Annotated in this window: 17 protein-coding genes; all 17 read right to left on the bottom strand. The window is 38.3% G+C overall.

The genetic code is table 11. From position 1 onward, the window contains the following. Positions 1–6 precede the first annotated feature (6 nt). Complete coding sequence (gene dsbC / locus QV04_RS01790; RefSeq protein ID WP_039136059.1) at positions 7–690, bottom strand: bifunctional protein-disulfide isomerase/oxidoreductase DsbC; 684 nt, start codon at positions 688–690, stop codon at positions 7–9. 3 nt (positions 691–693) lie between these two features. Beyond that, positions 694–1287 (bottom strand): ribonuclease HII, encoded by a 594-nt coding sequence (rnhB, locus tag QV04_RS01795; RefSeq protein WP_039136062.1) that lies wholly within the window; start codon positions 1285–1287, stop codon positions 694–696. Then, positions 1284–2474 (bottom strand): lipid-A-disaccharide synthase, encoded by a 1191-nt coding sequence (gene lpxB / locus QV04_RS01800; RefSeq protein WP_065233121.1) that lies wholly within the window; start codon positions 2472–2474, stop codon positions 1284–1286. The genes rnhB and lpxB overlap by 4 nt, the downstream gene beginning before the upstream one ends. A gap of 235 nt (positions 2475–2709) precedes the next feature. Then, on the bottom strand, positions 2710–3498 hold the full coding sequence (lpxA, locus tag QV04_RS01805) for an acyl-ACP--UDP-N-acetylglucosamine O-acyltransferase (RefSeq protein WP_039136066.1): 789 nt from the start codon (positions 3496–3498) through the stop codon (positions 2710–2712). Position 3499: 1 nt separating this feature from the next. Then, entirely contained in the window at positions 3500–3955 is a 456-nt protein-coding gene (fabZ, locus tag QV04_RS01810) for a 3-hydroxyacyl-ACP dehydratase FabZ (protein ID WP_013746660.1), read from the bottom strand. Positions 3956–3979: 24 nt separating this feature from the next. Further along, entirely contained in the window at positions 3980–5014 is a 1035-nt protein-coding gene (gene lpxD, locus QV04_RS01815; protein ID WP_039171592.1) for a UDP-3-O-(3-hydroxymyristoyl)glucosamine N-acyltransferase, read from the bottom strand. A 14-nt stretch (positions 5015–5028) separates the two neighbouring features. After that, positions 5029–5556: an OmpH family outer membrane protein gene (locus QV04_RS01820; protein ID WP_039171594.1), complete on the bottom strand. Its 528-nt coding sequence runs from the start codon at positions 5554–5556 to the stop codon at positions 5029–5031. Positions 5557–5632: 76 nt separating this feature from the next. After that, positions 5633–8041, bottom strand: a complete 2409-nt coding sequence (gene bamA, locus QV04_RS01825) for an outer membrane protein assembly factor BamA (protein WP_039171596.1) — start codon at positions 8039–8041, stop codon at positions 5633–5635. 54 nt (positions 8042–8095) lie between these two features. Then, positions 8096–9436 carry a sigma E protease regulator RseP gene (rseP, locus tag QV04_RS01830; RefSeq protein ID WP_065230416.1) on the bottom strand — a complete coding sequence of 447 codons (1341 nt, stop codon included), beginning with the start codon at positions 9434–9436 and terminating at the stop codon, positions 8096–8098. Positions 9437–9444: 8 nt separating this feature from the next. Beyond that, positions 9445–10311: a CDP-archaeol synthase gene (locus QV04_RS01835; RefSeq protein WP_039136078.1), complete on the bottom strand. Its 867-nt coding sequence runs from the start codon at positions 10309–10311 to the stop codon at positions 9445–9447. A 9-nt stretch (positions 10312–10320) separates the two neighbouring features. Further along, on the bottom strand, positions 10321–11046 hold the full coding sequence (uppS, locus tag QV04_RS01840) for a polyprenyl diphosphate synthase (protein ID WP_065230415.1): 726 nt from the start codon (positions 11044–11046) through the stop codon (positions 10321–10323). Between the two features lie 56 nt (positions 11047–11102). Continuing rightward, positions 11103–12290, bottom strand: a complete 1188-nt coding sequence (gene ispC / locus QV04_RS01845; RefSeq protein WP_065230414.1) for a 1-deoxy-D-xylulose-5-phosphate reductoisomerase — start codon at positions 12288–12290, stop codon at positions 11103–11105. 166 nt (positions 12291–12456) lie between these two features. Next, positions 12457–13014, bottom strand: coding sequence for a ribosome recycling factor (frr, locus tag QV04_RS01850; protein WP_021461170.1), 558 nt, complete (start codon positions 13012–13014; stop codon positions 12457–12459). A gap of 200 nt (positions 13015–13214) precedes the next feature. Beyond that, positions 13215–13943 (bottom strand): UMP kinase, encoded by a 729-nt coding sequence (gene pyrH / locus QV04_RS01855; protein WP_021461169.1) that lies wholly within the window; start codon positions 13941–13943, stop codon positions 13215–13217. Between the two features lie 125 nt (positions 13944–14068). After that, positions 14069–14917: a translation elongation factor Ts gene (gene tsf, locus QV04_RS01860; RefSeq protein ID WP_021461168.1), complete on the bottom strand. Its 849-nt coding sequence runs from the start codon at positions 14915–14917 to the stop codon at positions 14069–14071. A gap of 117 nt (positions 14918–15034) precedes the next feature. After that, positions 15035–15784, bottom strand: coding sequence for a 30S ribosomal protein S2 (gene rpsB / locus QV04_RS01865; RefSeq protein ID WP_021461167.1), 750 nt, complete (start codon positions 15782–15784; stop codon positions 15035–15037). Between the two features lie 201 nt (positions 15785–15985). Continuing rightward, a complete protein-coding gene (radA, locus tag QV04_RS01870) occupies positions 15986–17356 on the bottom strand; it encodes a DNA repair protein RadA (RefSeq protein WP_065230413.1) in 1371 nt (456 codons plus the stop codon). Position 17357 lies beyond the last annotated feature (1 nt).

Raw genomic sequence — 17357 nt, forward strand, 5'->3', positions numbered from 1 at the left:
CAAGTATTACTCTTGTAAAATTTTTAACAACTCTTGCGGAGGCACATAACCTCCCAACAATTCACCACTAGGCAAAATGATACTCGGTGTGCCACGCACGCCATATTGTAAACCTAATTGGTAATGTTTGCTGACGATATTCGGCGTTTTCATTTTGGTCGGCAAATTACCTTTTTCAGCTTCATTCAAAGCATATGATGGATCTTTATCCGTCCAAATACTTTCCATTTGCTGAGCAGCTTGGCTAGATAATCCACCTCTTGGGAAAGCTAAATAACGTACGGTAATGCCCAAATCATTATATTGTTTCAGCTGTTCGTGCAGAATATGGCAATAATGGCAGGTAATATCCATAAATACCGTAACAACATATTTTTCATTTTTTGCTGGATAAACAATCATCTCATTTTTTAAATTTTCTACTTGTGCCACTAATAATTTATTAGAAAGATTAATCGCACCGCTATCGGTTAATTGATATAAATTACCTTGCAATACATATTTGCCATCTTCAGAAACATATAAAATGCCTTGATCGGTAACTGCCGCTTTCAAGCCATTTAATGGCGAATCTTGAACTTCCACTTTTTCAACGCCCAATTTCTTTAATTGCGCAATAATTTTCGCGTTATCGGCGAAAACTGTGGTCACCATAGAAAGTGCCAATAATGCTAATAGCTGTTTTTTCATAATTTATCCTTTTATATATTTTTTTACTGGTGCAAAACTTTGTCGATGTTCAGCCAAAATGCCATATTTTTCAATCGATTCCAAATGCAATTTGGTCGGATAACCTTTGTGACGATCAAAGCCGTATTGCGGATATTTTTGATGCAATAATAACATTTCCTGATCTCGTGCAACTTTTGCCAAAATGGATGCCGCACTGATTTCCGCTACTAAACTATCTCCTTTTACCACTGCTTGTGCTGCTATCTTTAACGCTGATGGAATTCTGTTACCGTCAATCAAGACAAAATCCGGTTGAATGTGTAATCCTTGTACTGCACGGCACATCGCCAACATTGTTGCTTGTAAAATATTAATCCGATCAATCTCTGTTGCTTCTGCTCTACCCAAACTCCACGCTAACGCTTTTTCTTTTATCTCTTCAGCAAGTAACAGACGTTTTTTTTCAGACAATTTTTTAGAATCGGCTAAACCGGCTATCGGTCTTTCTGGATCTAAAATCACTGCTGCTGTTACCACTGCACCGACTAATGGACCTCGACCGACCTCATCCACGCCGGCAATCAGTTTTGCATTCGGATAGACAAAATCGGTCATACTTCAATATTTCCTTCTAAAATATCGCTTACCGCTTCTGCCGCTAATTTATCCGCATCTTGTTGGATAGATCGATGCAAATCGGTAAACGTTTGCCGTAATTCAGCACAATAGCGGCGATCCTGTTCACTTTCAGAAAAGTAGATTGTCAATTTTTCTGCCAATAATGTCGGCTCACATTGTTCTTGAATCATCTCCGGCACCAACATTTTATTCGCTAAAATATTAGGCAAGGAAATATAATTGGTTTTCACTAATCGTTTTGCTAACCAATAAGTGCTGCCTTTCATTTTATAGCCAACTACCATCGGTGATTTACATAACATTGCTTCCAATGCTGCCGTGCCGGATGCCAATAATGTCGCTTCCGCCGCAATCATCGCCTGCTTAGCGTGTCCATTTAATAAAATCATTTCCAGATCCGGTGCAGTCTGCTGCAAAATTTGCTCAAACTGTTGACGACGTTTCTCGTTCGCCAACGGTACTAATAATTTGATATCTGGATATTGTTGTTTAAGCAAAATAGCGGTTTTAATAAAAGTTTCCGCCAAAAAAGCAACTTCATTATGGCGACTACCAACTAAAATCGATAAATAACGTTGCTGCGGATCAATTTGTAAAAACTGGCAAGCTTCTAATCGATCAGGTTTCAATGGTAAGGCATCCGCCAAAGTATGCCCTATAAAACGGCAAGGCACTTGATGTTTATCATAAAACGCCTTTTCAAACGGCATAAAAACCAACATCATATTTACTGCCTTAGCAATTTTATGAATTCTATTTTGTCGCCACGCCCATACTGACGGACTCACATAATGCAAGGTTTTAATGCCGTTCTGCTTAAGTTTTAATTCAACATCAATATTAAAATCCGGCGCATCAATCCCGATAAAAACATCTGGTTTTAAGTTTAATAATTGTTCAATCAGTGAGTGGCGTATTTTTAACAAACGAGGTAAATGTTTCACTACTTCCATTAACCCCATAACACTCAACTCTTCCATATCAAAAAGCGACTCAAAACCTTGCTGTTGCATTTTAGTGCCACCGATACCGATAAATTTCGCTTGCGGATAACGAATTTTTAAGGCTTGAATTAATCCTGCACCTAATGTGTCACCGGACACCTCTCCAGCAACAATCGCAATAGTAGGTGCATAATTCACACTAAGCTGAAGATCCTGCATTCTCTTTCTCCTTATTCAACACGTTTGCTGTTTCAATCTCTTAATTTATAGAAAATCAGATAAAATATTCTCTATAAATTCTTTGATCTGGAAGGGCTACACTGCTCCCAAATTAAATACATTCTGCCACCGTAAATGGTGAAGTTATAGCTGCTAACAAGTTTTGATAAATAAACCGCACTTTATTGGTATATAAAGTACGGTTTAGATTCAATTAATAATATAAATACAACAATTAACGAATAATGCCACGTGTTGAACGTTTAAAGAAATCAATAAAGAAACTGATTGAGGACTCAGTTGAAGCAATCTGCTCAATTTCCGGCATAATCTCTTCTAAAGTTTTATCACTACGATAGATCAATTTATAAACACTACGAATAACGTGTAGTGTCGACTTATCAAAACCACGCCGTTTCAATCCTTCAATATTGATACCGAATGGACGAGCGTGATTTCCTTGTGCCATCACATATGGTGGCACATCCTGACTTACCATTGAACCACCACCCAACATTACATGCGCACCAACAATAACAAATTGATGGATAGCTGACATTCCGCCTACGATGACGAAATCATCTAATTGAACGTGTCCTGCTAATGTTGCATTATTAGCCAAAATACAGTTATTTTTAATTTGACAATCGTGTGCAATATGCGCATTCACCATAAATAGATTATTATCACCAATTTTGGTGATTCCACCGCCTTGCACTGTGCCTCGATGGATTGTAACGTGTTCACGGATACGGTTATTATTACCAATAACCGTTTCTGTCGCTTCACCAGCATATTTCAAATCCTGATTAATTTCACCAATAGTAGCAAATTGGAAAATATGGTTGTTTTCACCAATTTTCGTTTTGCCTTTTACTACAATGTGTGAATTTAATATAGTATTCGCTCCGATTTCGACTGTTTTCTCTACAATACAAAACGGGCCGATCACCACGTTTTCGGCGATCTTCGCCCCCTCTTCGACAATAGCTGTCGAATGAATCTTGGCACTTGGATGGATCATATTACACTCCTCGTCTGGCACACATCAAATCAGCTTCGCACACCAATTGACCATCAATTGTTGCCACACCTTTAAAACGCATTACACCACGTCTTTCTCGTTCAAATTCAATCGTTAACAGCAATTGATCTCCCGGGAACACTGGTTTTTTAAAACGAGCATTATCAATCGCTGCAAAATAATAAAGCTCATTTTCAGAAAGTTGTGTCGTTTTAAATGCCAATACACCGGCTGCCTGTGCTAATGCTTCAAGAATTAATACTCCAGGGAAAATCGGTTTCTGAGGGAAATGACCGGTAAAACAAGGCTCGTTAACGCTTACATTTTTGATCGCTTTAATCCATTTTCCTTCTTCAAAATCCAGCACTCGATCAACCAACAAAAATGGGTAACGGTGTGGCAAAAGTTGCATAATTTCATCAATATCGACTATTCGTGGTTCTCGTTCGGTTGTCACTGTAGTTGCCCCTTAAAAATAGAGTTAATTGTTGATATTCTTAATTTGTTTTTCTAACGCTTTCAAACGCTTATTCATATCGTTAATGCCCAATGTTAAAGCTGCGGTCTTACGCCACTCCTTATTAGTTTGTAACGGAATGCCTGAAGAATAGACGCCTGGTTTGGTGATCGGACGCATCACCATCCCCATACCAGTAATGGTAACACCATCACAAATTTCCATATGACCGTTAATTACGCTTGCACCACCAATCAAGCAATAACGCCCAACGTGCAAACTGCCTGCCATAATCACACCTCCGGCAACTGCCGTTCCGGTACCGATATGGGCGTTATGTGCAATTTGGCAAAGGTTATCAATAATTACATTATCTTCAATTATGGTGGAATCTAATGCACCACGATCAATACAGGTGCAAGCTCCAATTTCAACACGATTACCGATAATTACGCTACCAGTTTGAGGAATTTTAATCCATTTCCCCTTCTCATTTGCATAACCGAATCCATCACTACCGATAACTGCCGAGGATTGAATTAAACAGTCTTCACCGATCTCAACATTGTGATAAACCGATACATTTGCCCATAATTTTGTTCTTGCACCAATTTTAGCATTTTTACCAATAAAACATCCGGCACCAATACAAACATCATCACCAATGATAGCTCCATCTTCAATTACGGCATTCGCTCCAATGCTGACATTTTTTCCTAATAATGCGCTTGTAGAAATCACTGCGCTTTCTGCAATATCGGCAGAAGGTTGCGGTGTAGTATCCATTAATTGTGCCAAAATTGCATAAGCTACATAAGGATCTTTCACAACAATCACATTCTGATCATCAGCGCAATAAGGCAAATCGGCTTCGCTAACCAACAACACACCAGCTTGGCTTTGTGCAAGTAAAGGTCGAAACTTAGGATTGGAAATAAAAGTTAACTGTTGTGATGTCGCACGCTCCAATGGTGCAATACTCTCAACGAAAATATCGGCGTTACCCTTAAGAGTACCGCCGACTTTTTCCGCCAAATCAATTAGACGGTATTGTTGCATATTCCAGCGAGCTCCTATTTTTTATCTGCTGCCGGTGCAAGTTTAGCCATTACATCTTTAGTAATATTTTTGTTATCTGTAGCAAAAGCAACAGCATTTGCATCAATCACGAAAGTGTATTTTTTCTCTTTAGCAATTTCATTAATTACTTTTTGAATAGACTCAACAACTTTATTATCCTCTTCTGCACGACGAGCATTGATTTTTTGTTGTAATTCACTAGCTTCTTTATCATAGTCAACACGTAATTTGTTGATTTCGTCTTCACGTTTTTTGATATCTGCTTGACGTAAGTTTTTCGCATCTTTCTGTAATTTTTGGATTTTATCCATAATTACTTTTTCTTTCTTCTGTAATTCCTCTACAGGTGTTTTGAATTCAGCATCCAATTTTTTCAATGCCGCTTCACGTTCCGGTGCGTGTTGGAAAATATAAGCAGAATTAATAAATACGATATTTTCCTCTGCATTTGCTGCTGAAGCAAATAATGCACTGCTCGCCAATGCTAAAGTTAATCCTGCAACTTTTAATGATTTTTTCATAAAAAACTCCTAACGATTTTTAAATTATTGAGTATATTAGAGAACTTATCCTTTAATAAGTTCCCTTTTTAATGATTTAGAATGAACCACCAATACTAAATTGGAACTGTTCAATATCATCACCATCATATTTTTTAATAGGTTTTGCATAAGAGAATACCAATGGCCCAATCGGTGATTGCCATTGAAACGAAATCCCTGCTGATGCTCTAATTCGGCTTGGATCGCTATAATCTGGAATACCTTGTGTTGATAATGACTTATCCCAATGTGTATCCCAAACGCTTGCCGCGTCTACGAATAACGAAGTTCTTACTGAAGTTTGATTCTTATCGCTAACAAACGGTGTCGGCATAATCAACTCAACACTTGCGGTTCCCATTACATTACCACCAACCACATCGTCATCAATACCATCTTTATAACAATTAAAGTCTGTATTAACTTTGTTTCCTACTACCGGCTTACATATATTGGTATCGATATACAATGCATTTGGACCTACAGAACCATAAGAAAATCCTCGCAATGAGCCTATACCACCAGCAGTATAATATTGATAAAACGGTAATTTCTTACCACCAAAACCATTAGCATAGTTAATGCCTGCTCGTCCGGAAATTACCCACGAATTATCTCGATTTAATGGATAATAGCCAACAATATTGGCATTCAATTTATAATATTTGTTATCAGAACCCGGAATACTCACTCTACCACCGATAGTTGCTTTCACCCCTTGAGTCGGGAAGAAACCACGATTCAAGCTGTTGTAAACCCAACCTAAGCTAAAATCAAAATCATCATTGGAGAATTCCCAAGAATCCGCTTTGATAGAGTCAAGATAAAGCGCACGATGATATTCAGGATCGATATCTTTTAATTTATTATGTGCGTAACTTAAACCAAGATAGTAAGAGTTATTTTCATTAACAGGAAAACCTAAAGTAGCATCTACACCATAAGAGGTTTTTGAGTAGGATGCTTGGTCATCATTTTTCGAGTTATCATATTTATCGTAGAAAACACTTCCGCCAAGACTGACACCATCTTTAGTAAAATAAGGCTCGTTATAACCTAATGCGATACTCATACCATAATCATTTTTTGTACCTGATAAACTAGCCGATGCCCCTGTTCCCAAGAAATTATCCTGTTTCACGCTAGCGTTATAACTTAAACCGCTTTCAGTACCGTAACCAATACCGAAGTTGATACTTCCGGTATTCCGCTCTTTTACATTATAGATGACATCCATTTGATCATTAGTGCCATTAACCATTTCTGTGCTGCTTTCAACCGTTTCAAAGAAACCAGTACGCTCTAAACGTAATTTACCTTGTTGAATTGCAGAAAGTGAATACAATGCACCTTCCTGTTGACGCATTTCTTGACGCAATGTTTTATCTGCACTGGCATCATTTCCTTTAAATATGATATTTCGCACATAATAACGACGACCTGCATCCACTACATAAGTCAAATTCACTTTATGATTAGCTTCATCAAATTCCGGTACTAAATTCACTTGAGCTGCGGCATAACTATGATTACCTAAAATATTCTTAATGCCGTCTTCCACATCTTTAGCGTTATCGCCGTTAAACAACTCACCAACATAGATTTTTTTCAACAACGGCTGCATTTCATCTGATAAACCGGCAGTATCACCGACAATACGAACACCGCTCACTTCATATTTATCGCCTTCGGAAACGTCAATGGTAATGTTGATGTCTTTCTTGTCTTCGCTAACATCAGTTTTCACATCGATAATATTGAATTTCGGATAACCGTGATTGAGATAAAAAGTTTTTAATGCTTGTAAATCTTTTTGGAATTTTTGTTGATCTAACTTACTGCTGGCAAAGAAATTCCACCAAGACACATCTGGCTGAATTTCCATCTGCTCTAATAAAGTAGAACTATCAAAAGATTTATTTCCTTCAAATTTGATCTGTTTCACCAATGCACGATCACCTTCTACAATCTCTAACTTCACATTAGCTTGATTACCGTTGACGGTATCGACATTAAAATGCACTTTGGCATTATAAAAACCAATAGAATGATAATAATTAACCAGTTCCGTGCTGAATGCGTCCATTTTTTCACGATTCAATAGACTACCTTGTTTAATATTATTAGCATCTAAATTTTGTTGTAATGCGTCTTTTGGAATCGAATCATTGCCAGAAATTTCAAGGCTACTGATCGTAGCCCGTTGAGTTACGTTAACGACTAGTGTATTCCCTTCCTGTGAAGCTTGTACATTAGCAAAAGAACCATTCAAATATAAAGTCCGCACAACATTCGCAATATCTCGATCTGTAATAGTTTGCCCTACTTTAACCGGCAATTGTGCCATAACGGCAGGCTTATTATCCGCCGCTACGCCATCAATACGGATATCTTTTACTACAAACGGTGCAGCAAACGTTGTTGTGCTGCTGAATAATAAAGTGGTTAATAAAAGTTTTTTCATATTGCTTAATCCTGTTGTTCGAATAACAGTAAAATCTCATTTTTTACGGTTGTATTATAAACGCATTATATCATTAAATAATACAAAAACCGTGAGCCATAATAGTAATGCAATCCCAATTCGGTATGCAATATTCTGTATTTTTTCCGATACTGGTCGTTTAGTGATTCCTTCTATTAATAAAAACACTATTTGACCACCATCTAAAACTGGCAATGGAAACAAATTCATCATTCCTAAGTTTACACTGATCAATGCCATAAAACGTAAGAAATAGGTAAAACCATTTTCCGATGATATACCCGCTCCTTGTGCAATCGAAATTGGCCCTCCTAAGCTGTTTAGACCAACCTCACCAGTAAAAAGTTTACCAATAATTTTTAGTGTCGCCCACGACAACTGCTCTACCATTTGCCACGAATGTGAAAATGCGGAAAGCGGATCATACTGCTGCGTTTCAATATATTTTGCATCAACTTGATGTACTGTTGGCATCACACCGATATAAGGCTTTCCTTTTTCGTTTAATTCAGGTTGAATCTTAACTATTTGTGCTTGACCATTTCTTTGAATTGTCAATTCAAAAGGCTGTAATTTATATTGTTGAATTGCTTCAACAAACTGTCGCCAATTCACTTTCTGTCCATTAATTGCCACTATCTGATCACCAACTTTCAAGCCACTTTTTTGTGCCGGAGAATTTTCTGATATTTTAGCAATCACATTTTCAATTTTTGTTGCTTTCGGCTCAATTCCCAATGCCGTCATTGCCGATTGTTCACTTGGATCAAAATGCCAGTTTTCCAAGTGCAACACTTTATTCACAGAATTATCTGATGTGGTATCCCGTAAAGAAATAGTTACGGAAGGTTCCCCCATTTTCGCCGCTAACACTAGATTAACATCTTCCCAGTTATGAATGGCCTGCTGATCAATAGCTGTAATCTGATAATCTTTTGGCAATTTTGCCTGTGCTGCAATAGAGTCAGGACGGATATTATCAATAATAGGACGCAAAGTAGGAATGCCTATCAGATATACGATCCAAAAAGCGAACAGTGCAAATAAAAAATTCGCTAATGGCCCAGCGGCATAAATCAGCAGACGATTACGTACAGGTTGATAATTAAATGCCTTTTGACGCAATTCCGGTGCAACAGTTTCATTGCGCTCATCCAACATTTTGACATAGCCACCGAGAGGAATAAGGGAAATAGCAAACTCAGTACCATATTTATCCGTCTTGCGCCATATTACCTTTCCAAAGCCTATGGAAAAACGTTGCACCATTACCCCACATCGTCTAGCTACCCAAAAATGCCCAAATTCGTGTACAAACACGAGAATAGCAATAACAACAATAAATGATAAAGTTGTCCACAAAAATGATGGCATAGCAATCCTTAATTTAAAACAAAGAAAAAGGCACTGAATACAGGCAACGCAGCAGTTAAACTGTCAATACGATCCATAATACCGCCATGTCCCGGAATCAATTGACTACTATCTTTGATGCCGCAATGGCGTTTAAACATACTCTCACTTAAATCGCCAAGAATAGATACAAACACAGTTAATATAGATACTGTAATTAATTGTAGAAATGAGAGATCGCTTTGTTGATAAAAAGGTGTAATGCTAAGAAAAATACAAGCTACCAATGCAGACAATAATACACCACCAATCGCTCCTTGCCACGTTTTCCCCGGAGAAACTTTAGGTGCTAACTTATGTTTACCAAATTTCCTACCGGCAAAATAGGCGCCGGTATCCGCTGCCCAAACCAATAAAAACACATAAAGTAACAATACAATACCTTGATACGGATTGCTGTTGTAATGATAAAAGCGTAATGCCATCAAGCTTAAAAAGAAGGGAACTAAAGTAAAAAATGCAAATAACAGTTGGGCAATGCTAGAATTTCCCCAAAATGCTGTACTTTTCGGATAACTCAACACCAAGCAAAAAGCAATAATCCACCATACCAATGAAGAAACAATCAATAATTCAGACATATTATTCAGAATATTACCAACTGAAATATAATCGCTATTAGCATAAAGAAATAAATAAAGAAATGCCGCAGCAATCGTGGCAATAATCAGGCGAACAATCGGTTGTTTAATATTAGCAAATTGCGTCCATTCCCACACTGCCAAAGTAACCAACAATGCTACAGTACAAGCAAACAGCAATGGAGGAAAAACAAATAATACAATGAAAACAATGGCAACTAATACCAATGCAGACAAAATTCGAGCTTTTAACAAAATAGACTCCTATGATCCTTTTGAAAGGGCTCCGAACCGGCGCTCCCGTTGTTGATAAAAATATAATGCTTGTTCAAACTCTTGCTCTGAAAAATCTGGCCATAAAACTTCTGTAAAATAGAATTCAGCATAAGCCGCTTGCCACAGCAAAAAATTACTGATGCGTTGTTCACCGCTGGTACGGATCAAAAGATCAACCATCGGTTGATTTTCGGTTGTTAAATAATTTGAAAACAGAGATTCATCCACATTTTCCAACTCAATAACGCCACGCTGAACTTCATAACACATATGTTTTGCTGCCTGTAAAATATCCCATCTGCCGCCATAATTAGCAGCAATATTTAGCGTTAATTGGGTGTTATTTTGTGTGAGCTGTTCCGCATAATGAATTCGTTTTTGTAATCCTTCACTGAATCGGGAAATATCGCCAAGAATATTTAATCGAATATTATTCTTATGCAATTTATTCACTTCCAGATCAAGCATTCTAATAAAAAGATCCATTAGTGCATTCACTTCATTCTCTGGCCTCTGCCAATTTTCACTGCTGAATGCATAAAGTGTTAAATATTTGATACCGGTTTGTGCCGCATAATAAACTGCACGTCTAACTGCTTGAGCACCATTTCGATGCCCAAAAACGCGCAATTTACCTTTTTGTTTTGCCCAGCGACCATTGCCATCCATAATGATAGCAACGTGCTGAGGAATATTTTCCGGATCTAACAACATTTTTCACCAAATAGACTAATTAAAATCGAGCGACAATATACCACGTGAACTATAGATTAAAAACTTAAAATACGATCATTAGCAATTTCTCTGGCGATTTTATCAACATCTAACACATCATCTACTGAATTAATTGCTTGTGAAGGAATTTTTTCGACAACAAATCGATTGATTTCGGCAATTTGAGTAAATTTAAGTCTTTGTTGTAGAAATGCCTCAACCGCTACCTCATTTGCGGCATTCATTGCTGTTGTTGCATATTGTCCAGCAGCAAATGCTTCAATCGCTAACTTTAAATTAGGATAACGTTGAAAATCCGCTTCCATAAAAGTTAACTCAGAAATTTTGGTAAAATCTAATGGTGCTACCCCGGAAACAATCCGTTTCGGGTAAGACATCGCTTCAGCAATAGGTGTCCGCATATCTGGAGTACCCATTTGTGCAATAACACTACCGTCAATATAACGTACCATTGAATGAATAATTGATTGCGGATGAATAATAATTTCCATCTGTTCCGCACTCGCATTAAATAACCAACGAGCCTCAATATATTCCAGCCCTTTATTCATCATTGTGGCAGAATCAACAGAGATTTTTGCTCCCATAGACCAATTAGGATGCGCAATAGCCTGTGCTGGAGTAATAGTTTCAAACTCATCCAACGGTTTAGTTCTGAATGGTCCGCCGGAACCGGTTAGCACAATTTTACTAATACCTAAGCGTTGTAATTCACAAAAACCGATATTTTGTTGTGCTTCCACTGGTAATGATTGAAATATCGCATTATGTTCACTGTCCACCGGCAATAATGTTGCACCATATTGTTTTACTGCATTGAGAAAAACCTGTCCGCAAGTTACTAAAGATTCTTTGTTTGCCAACAAAATACGTTTGCCTGCTTTAATTGCCGACAAAGTCGGTAATAATCCTGCCGCACCAACAATTGCCGCCATTACCATATCTGCTTTTTCGTGTGCCGCCAATTCACAAATCGCTTCTTCGCCCGCCAATACTTCTGTCGCACAACCTTGTCGTTTTAATTTTTCCGCTACCTGTTTAGCAGCATCATGGTTTGCTAAAGCAACAAAAAGCGGTTCAAATTCTAAACATTGCTCTGTGATCAGCTCAACATTACTATTGGCAACTAACGCAAAAACCTGATAATCCTTATTTTGTTTAATGACAGAGAGTGTACTTTTCCCGATTGAGCCGGTAGAACCTAAGATAACGATATTTTTCATAATGTTAGATTGATCTGTTAATAGACGTATTTCAATATTGGATAAGCGCTGTAATATTAATCTTATTAGCCAAGTTTAGGAACAATTCCAATCCCTATTTACATATCTGCTAAAATTTTAATAAAAAATAACTGGTACGAGCCGCACCAGTTACTTCATATTGCAATTAGAAATCCATTAATTCTTTTTCTTTTTCTGCTAAGGCTTCATCAACTTTCTTCACATAAAGATCTGTTAATTTTTGGATTTCATCCTGTGCCTTACGTTCATCATTTTCACTGATTTCTTTTTCTTTCAATAATGCTTTAATTTTATCATTTGCATCACGACGAATATTACGAACTGCAACGCGCCCTTGTTCCGCTTCAGCTCGAACAATTTTAGTTAAATCACGACGACGCTCTTCTGTTAATGGTGGGAGTGGAACACGAATTATAGTACCTGCAGATGCTGGATTTAATCCCAAATCTGATGCCATAATCGCTTTTTCTACAGCAGAAATAAGGCTACGGTCAAATACAGTGATAGCAAGTGTACGAGCATCTTCAGCCACTACATTCGCTACCTGACGCAAAGGTGTTGCTGCACCATAGTACTCAACGTGAATACCATCCAATAAACTTGGATGAGCGCGTCCGGTACGAATTTTTGAAATTTGATTTTTTAACGCTTCAACACTTTTTTCCATACGTTGTTGCGCTTCATCTTTAATTGTTTTAATCACACTATGTTCCTTTTATTTTGAATGGGATGACAATTTCTGATGTTTTAATTTGCAAAATAATCCATAAGGTTTTATCGCCTTATGGATTTTATGCAAATATGAATCCAGTTTTTACTCTTTCAATCCTATTTCCGCCATCTAGCGGTTACTAATTTAAAGGATTGGCTTGAATTGTAACGAATGCAAAACGATTTTTAAATCTATTTTTTGTCTGTAATTAATGTACCTTCCGGTTCACCGAGGATAACGCGACGCAATGCGCCCGGTTTATTCATATTAAATACACGAATCGGCATTCCGTGATCACGTGCCAATGTAAAGGCAGCCAAATCCATCACTTTTAACTCTTTTTCCAACACTTCCTGATAAGTCAATGTAGAATAAAGTTTAGCATTCGGATTGGTAGCCGGATCACAATCATAAACCCCATCTACTTTGGTCGCTTTCAATACCACATCTGCTTCAATTTCTATACCACGAAGACAAGCTGCTGAATCAGTAGTAAAGAACGGATTTCCTGTCCCTGCTGAAAAAATAACAACTTGCCCCTGTCTTAATAAACGAATCGCTTGCGCCCAGCTATAAGTATCACACACACCGTTTAATGGAAACGCCGACATCAATTTTGCATTTACATCGGCACGATGTAAGGAATCGCGCATCGCTAAACCATTCATTACAGTCGCCAACATTCCCATATGGTCACCAACAACACGGTTCATACCCGCTTTAGCCAATTTTGCACCACGGAATAAATTCCCCCCACCTAATACAACCGCTACTTGCACACCTAACTCAAGCAAATCTTTAATCTCCATTGCCATACGGTCAAGAATAGAAGGATCAATACCAAAACCCTCTTCTCCTTGCAAAGCTTCGCCACTTAATTTAAGCAAAATACGGTTATAAATCGGTTTTAATTGACTCATTGTGCTTTCCTTTTTTATTTCCAAATAAATTATTTATCATTCTTTTTAATATCACTATAATTTCAAAAATACTAAATAATTTATTTATAAAAAAAGCGAGTTTCCTCGCTTTTTTCACTCATTAATTAGGCTTTTGACATCGCTGCAACTTCTGCTGCGAAATCAGATTCAACTTTCTCAATACCTTCACCTACTTCTAAACGAATGAAGCTAGATACTGTCGCACCTTTTTCTTTTAATAATTCACCAACAGTTTTTGATGGATCCATTACAAATGGTTGACCTGTTAAAGACACTTCGCCGGTAAATTTCTTCATACGGCCTTCTACCATTTTTTCTGCAATTTCACGAGGTTTACCAGATTGCATTGCAATATCAACCTGAATTTGACGTTCGTGAGCAACAACATCTGCTGGAACATCAGAAGGATTTACATATTCAGGACGACTTGCTGCAATGTGCATTGCGATATGTTTCATTAATTCTTCATCCGCATTGCTTGCTGCAACCAATACACCGATTTTCGCTCCATGCAAGTATGAACCGACAGCATCGCCACTGATTGCAGAAACACGACGAATATTCATATTTTCACCGATCTTCGCCACTAATGCAGTACGTTCATCTTCAAAGTGAGCTTTTAATACATCAATATCTGTTACTTTATTTTCTAACGCATAATCAGCAACTTTGTTTGCCAATGCCAAGAATCCTGAATCTTTTGCTACGAAGTCTGTTTCGCAATTCATTTCAACAGCAACACCATAACCATCTTTAATACGAACGATGATTACACCTTCAGCAGCAACACGACCTGCTTTTTTAGCTGCTTTTGCTTGACCTGATTTACGCATATTGTCGATTGCTAATTCGATATCGCCGTTTGCTTCAACAAGTGCTTTTTTACACTCCATCATACCAGCGCCGGTACGTTCACGTAATTCTTTTACTAATGATGCTGTAATTTCAGCCATTTTTAAATCCTCTCTGTCTACTCGACTTATAAAACAGGGAACTTAAAAAAGTCCCCTGCTAACCAGTTAATTTACTGCGGTTAATAAGGGATTTAACCTTATTATATCCCGATACAATTATTCAGCTTTAGCTTCGGCGTCTGCAGCTAATTCTTCAAAAGCTTCTTCAGCTACTGCACCTTGAGCCTGAGCCTTACCTTCTTTAACAGCTTCTGCCGCTGCAGTTAAGTAAAGTTGAATCGCTCTTACTGCGTCATCGTTACCTGGGATCACGTAATCAACGCCATCCGGATCAGAGTTAGTATCAACAATAGCAAATACAGGAATACCAAGGTTATTTGCTTCTTTAATTGCAATATGTTCGTGGTCTGCTGCGATAACGAATAATGCATCAGGTAAACCACCCATATCTTTGATACCGCCAAGACTTAACTCTAATTTTTCCATCTCACGAGTACGCATTAACGCTTCTTTTTTGGTTAATTTATCAAATGTACCGTCTTGAGATTGAGTTTCTAAATCTTTTAAGCGTTTGATTGATTGACGTACTGTTTTCCAGTTAGTCAACATACCACCTAACCAACGGTGGTTTACATAGAATTGTTGGCAATCTAATGCTGCTGCTTGCACCGGATCGGTTGCTGCACGTTTTGTACCAACGAAAAGAATTTTACCGTTATTTTGTGCAATACGTTTTAATTCTTCTAACGCTGCATTAAACATAGGTAAAGTTTTCTCTAAGTTGATGATATGAACACCATTACGAGGTCCAAAAATGAAAGGTTTCATTTTTGGATTCCAATAACGAGTTTGGTGACCGAAATGAACGCCAGCTTGTAGCATCTCACGCATTGTAACTTGTGCCATAATTTTTTCCTTATTCAATTGGGGTTTAGCCTCCACATATCCCTAAACAACCGACCGTTTGGCACCCCGATTGCTAGTGTCGATATGTGTGTGAATTAAAATTAAACCTTTCAAATTTTTACGACAGAAAGGCGGTGCGTTTTATACCACAAAATACAGTAAAAAACCAATATTATTCGGAAATATTTTATGTATTAATCATTAAAATCCATCCAACACCTGCAAAGCATCACTTAATTTTTTAACTGAAAAAACTTGCATATTTTCAATTGTGTTTTTAGGTCGATTGGCAAACGGCACTATGGCTCTGCGGAAACCGTGTTTAGCCGCTTCACTGATACGCTCCTGTCCACTCGGCACCGGGCGAATTTCCCCGGCTAAGCCAACTTCTCCGAACACCACCAAATCACGCGGAAGAGCGCGATTACGAAAGCTGGAGATTAACGCTAATAATAATGCTAAATCCGCACTGGTTTCGGTCACTTTCACACCACCGACAACATTGACAAAAATATCCTGATCTGCCATTTGTAAGCCACCGTGACGATGAAGAACTGCCAATAACAATGCGACACGGTTATGATCCAATCCGACCGCCACCCGACGCGGATTTGCCAACAAGGAGTAGTCCACCAATGCTTGAATTTCCACTAAAAGCGGGCGCGTTCCTTCCCATAATACGACGACAGAACTACCGGGCGTTTGCTCTTCACCTCGACTTAAGAAAATAGCAGATGGATTTTTAACCTCTTTTAAGCCCTGTTCTGTCATTCCGAAAACACCCAATTCATTTACCGCGCCAAAACGATTTTTCTGACTGCGAAGGGTGCGAAAACGTGAATCTGATTCTCCCTCCAATAGGATCGAACAGTCGATACAGTGTTCCAACACCTTCGGCCCGGCTAAGGTGCCGTCTTTCGTAACGTGTCCCACCATAATAATCGCCACCTGATTCATTTTGGCATAACGTGTTAAATAAGAGGCGCACTCTCTAACTTGGGAAACGCTGCCGGGTGAAGATTGAATATCTGCCAAATGCATTACCTGAATTGAGTCAATCACCATTATTTTCGGTTTAAGCTGATCCGCCGTAACACAAATCTGCTCTACCGAAGTTTCTGACAACATTTGCAAATTATCCATCGGTAAATTCAGACGTTTTGCTCGCATTGCCACCTGTTGCAATGACTCTTCCCCTGTAACATAGAGCGTCGGCATTGATTGTGCTAAACCGCACATCACTTGCAATAACAATGTACTTTTACCTGCTCCCGGATGTCCGCCGATTAAAATTGCGCTGCCCGGTACAATACCGCCGCCTAAAACACGATCAAGCTCATTAAAGCCACTGCTGAAACGAGGCAATTCCGACAAACTAATTTCCGACAATTTTTGCACTTTGCTGCCGCTTGCCCCGGCATAACCACTAAAGCGATCGTTTTTACTATTTGTCGATGCAATTCTTACTTCCGTGATCGTATTCCACGCGTGGCAGGCACTGCACTGCCCTTGCCAACGGGCATATTCCGCGCCGCAATCATTACATACATAAGCTGTTTTTACTTTTGCCATA

Origin of the sequence: Gallibacterium genomosp. 1 (genome assembly GCF_001678575.1) — a bacterium.
Taxonomy (GTDB): Bacteria; Pseudomonadota; Gammaproteobacteria; order Enterobacterales; family Pasteurellaceae; genus Gallibacterium.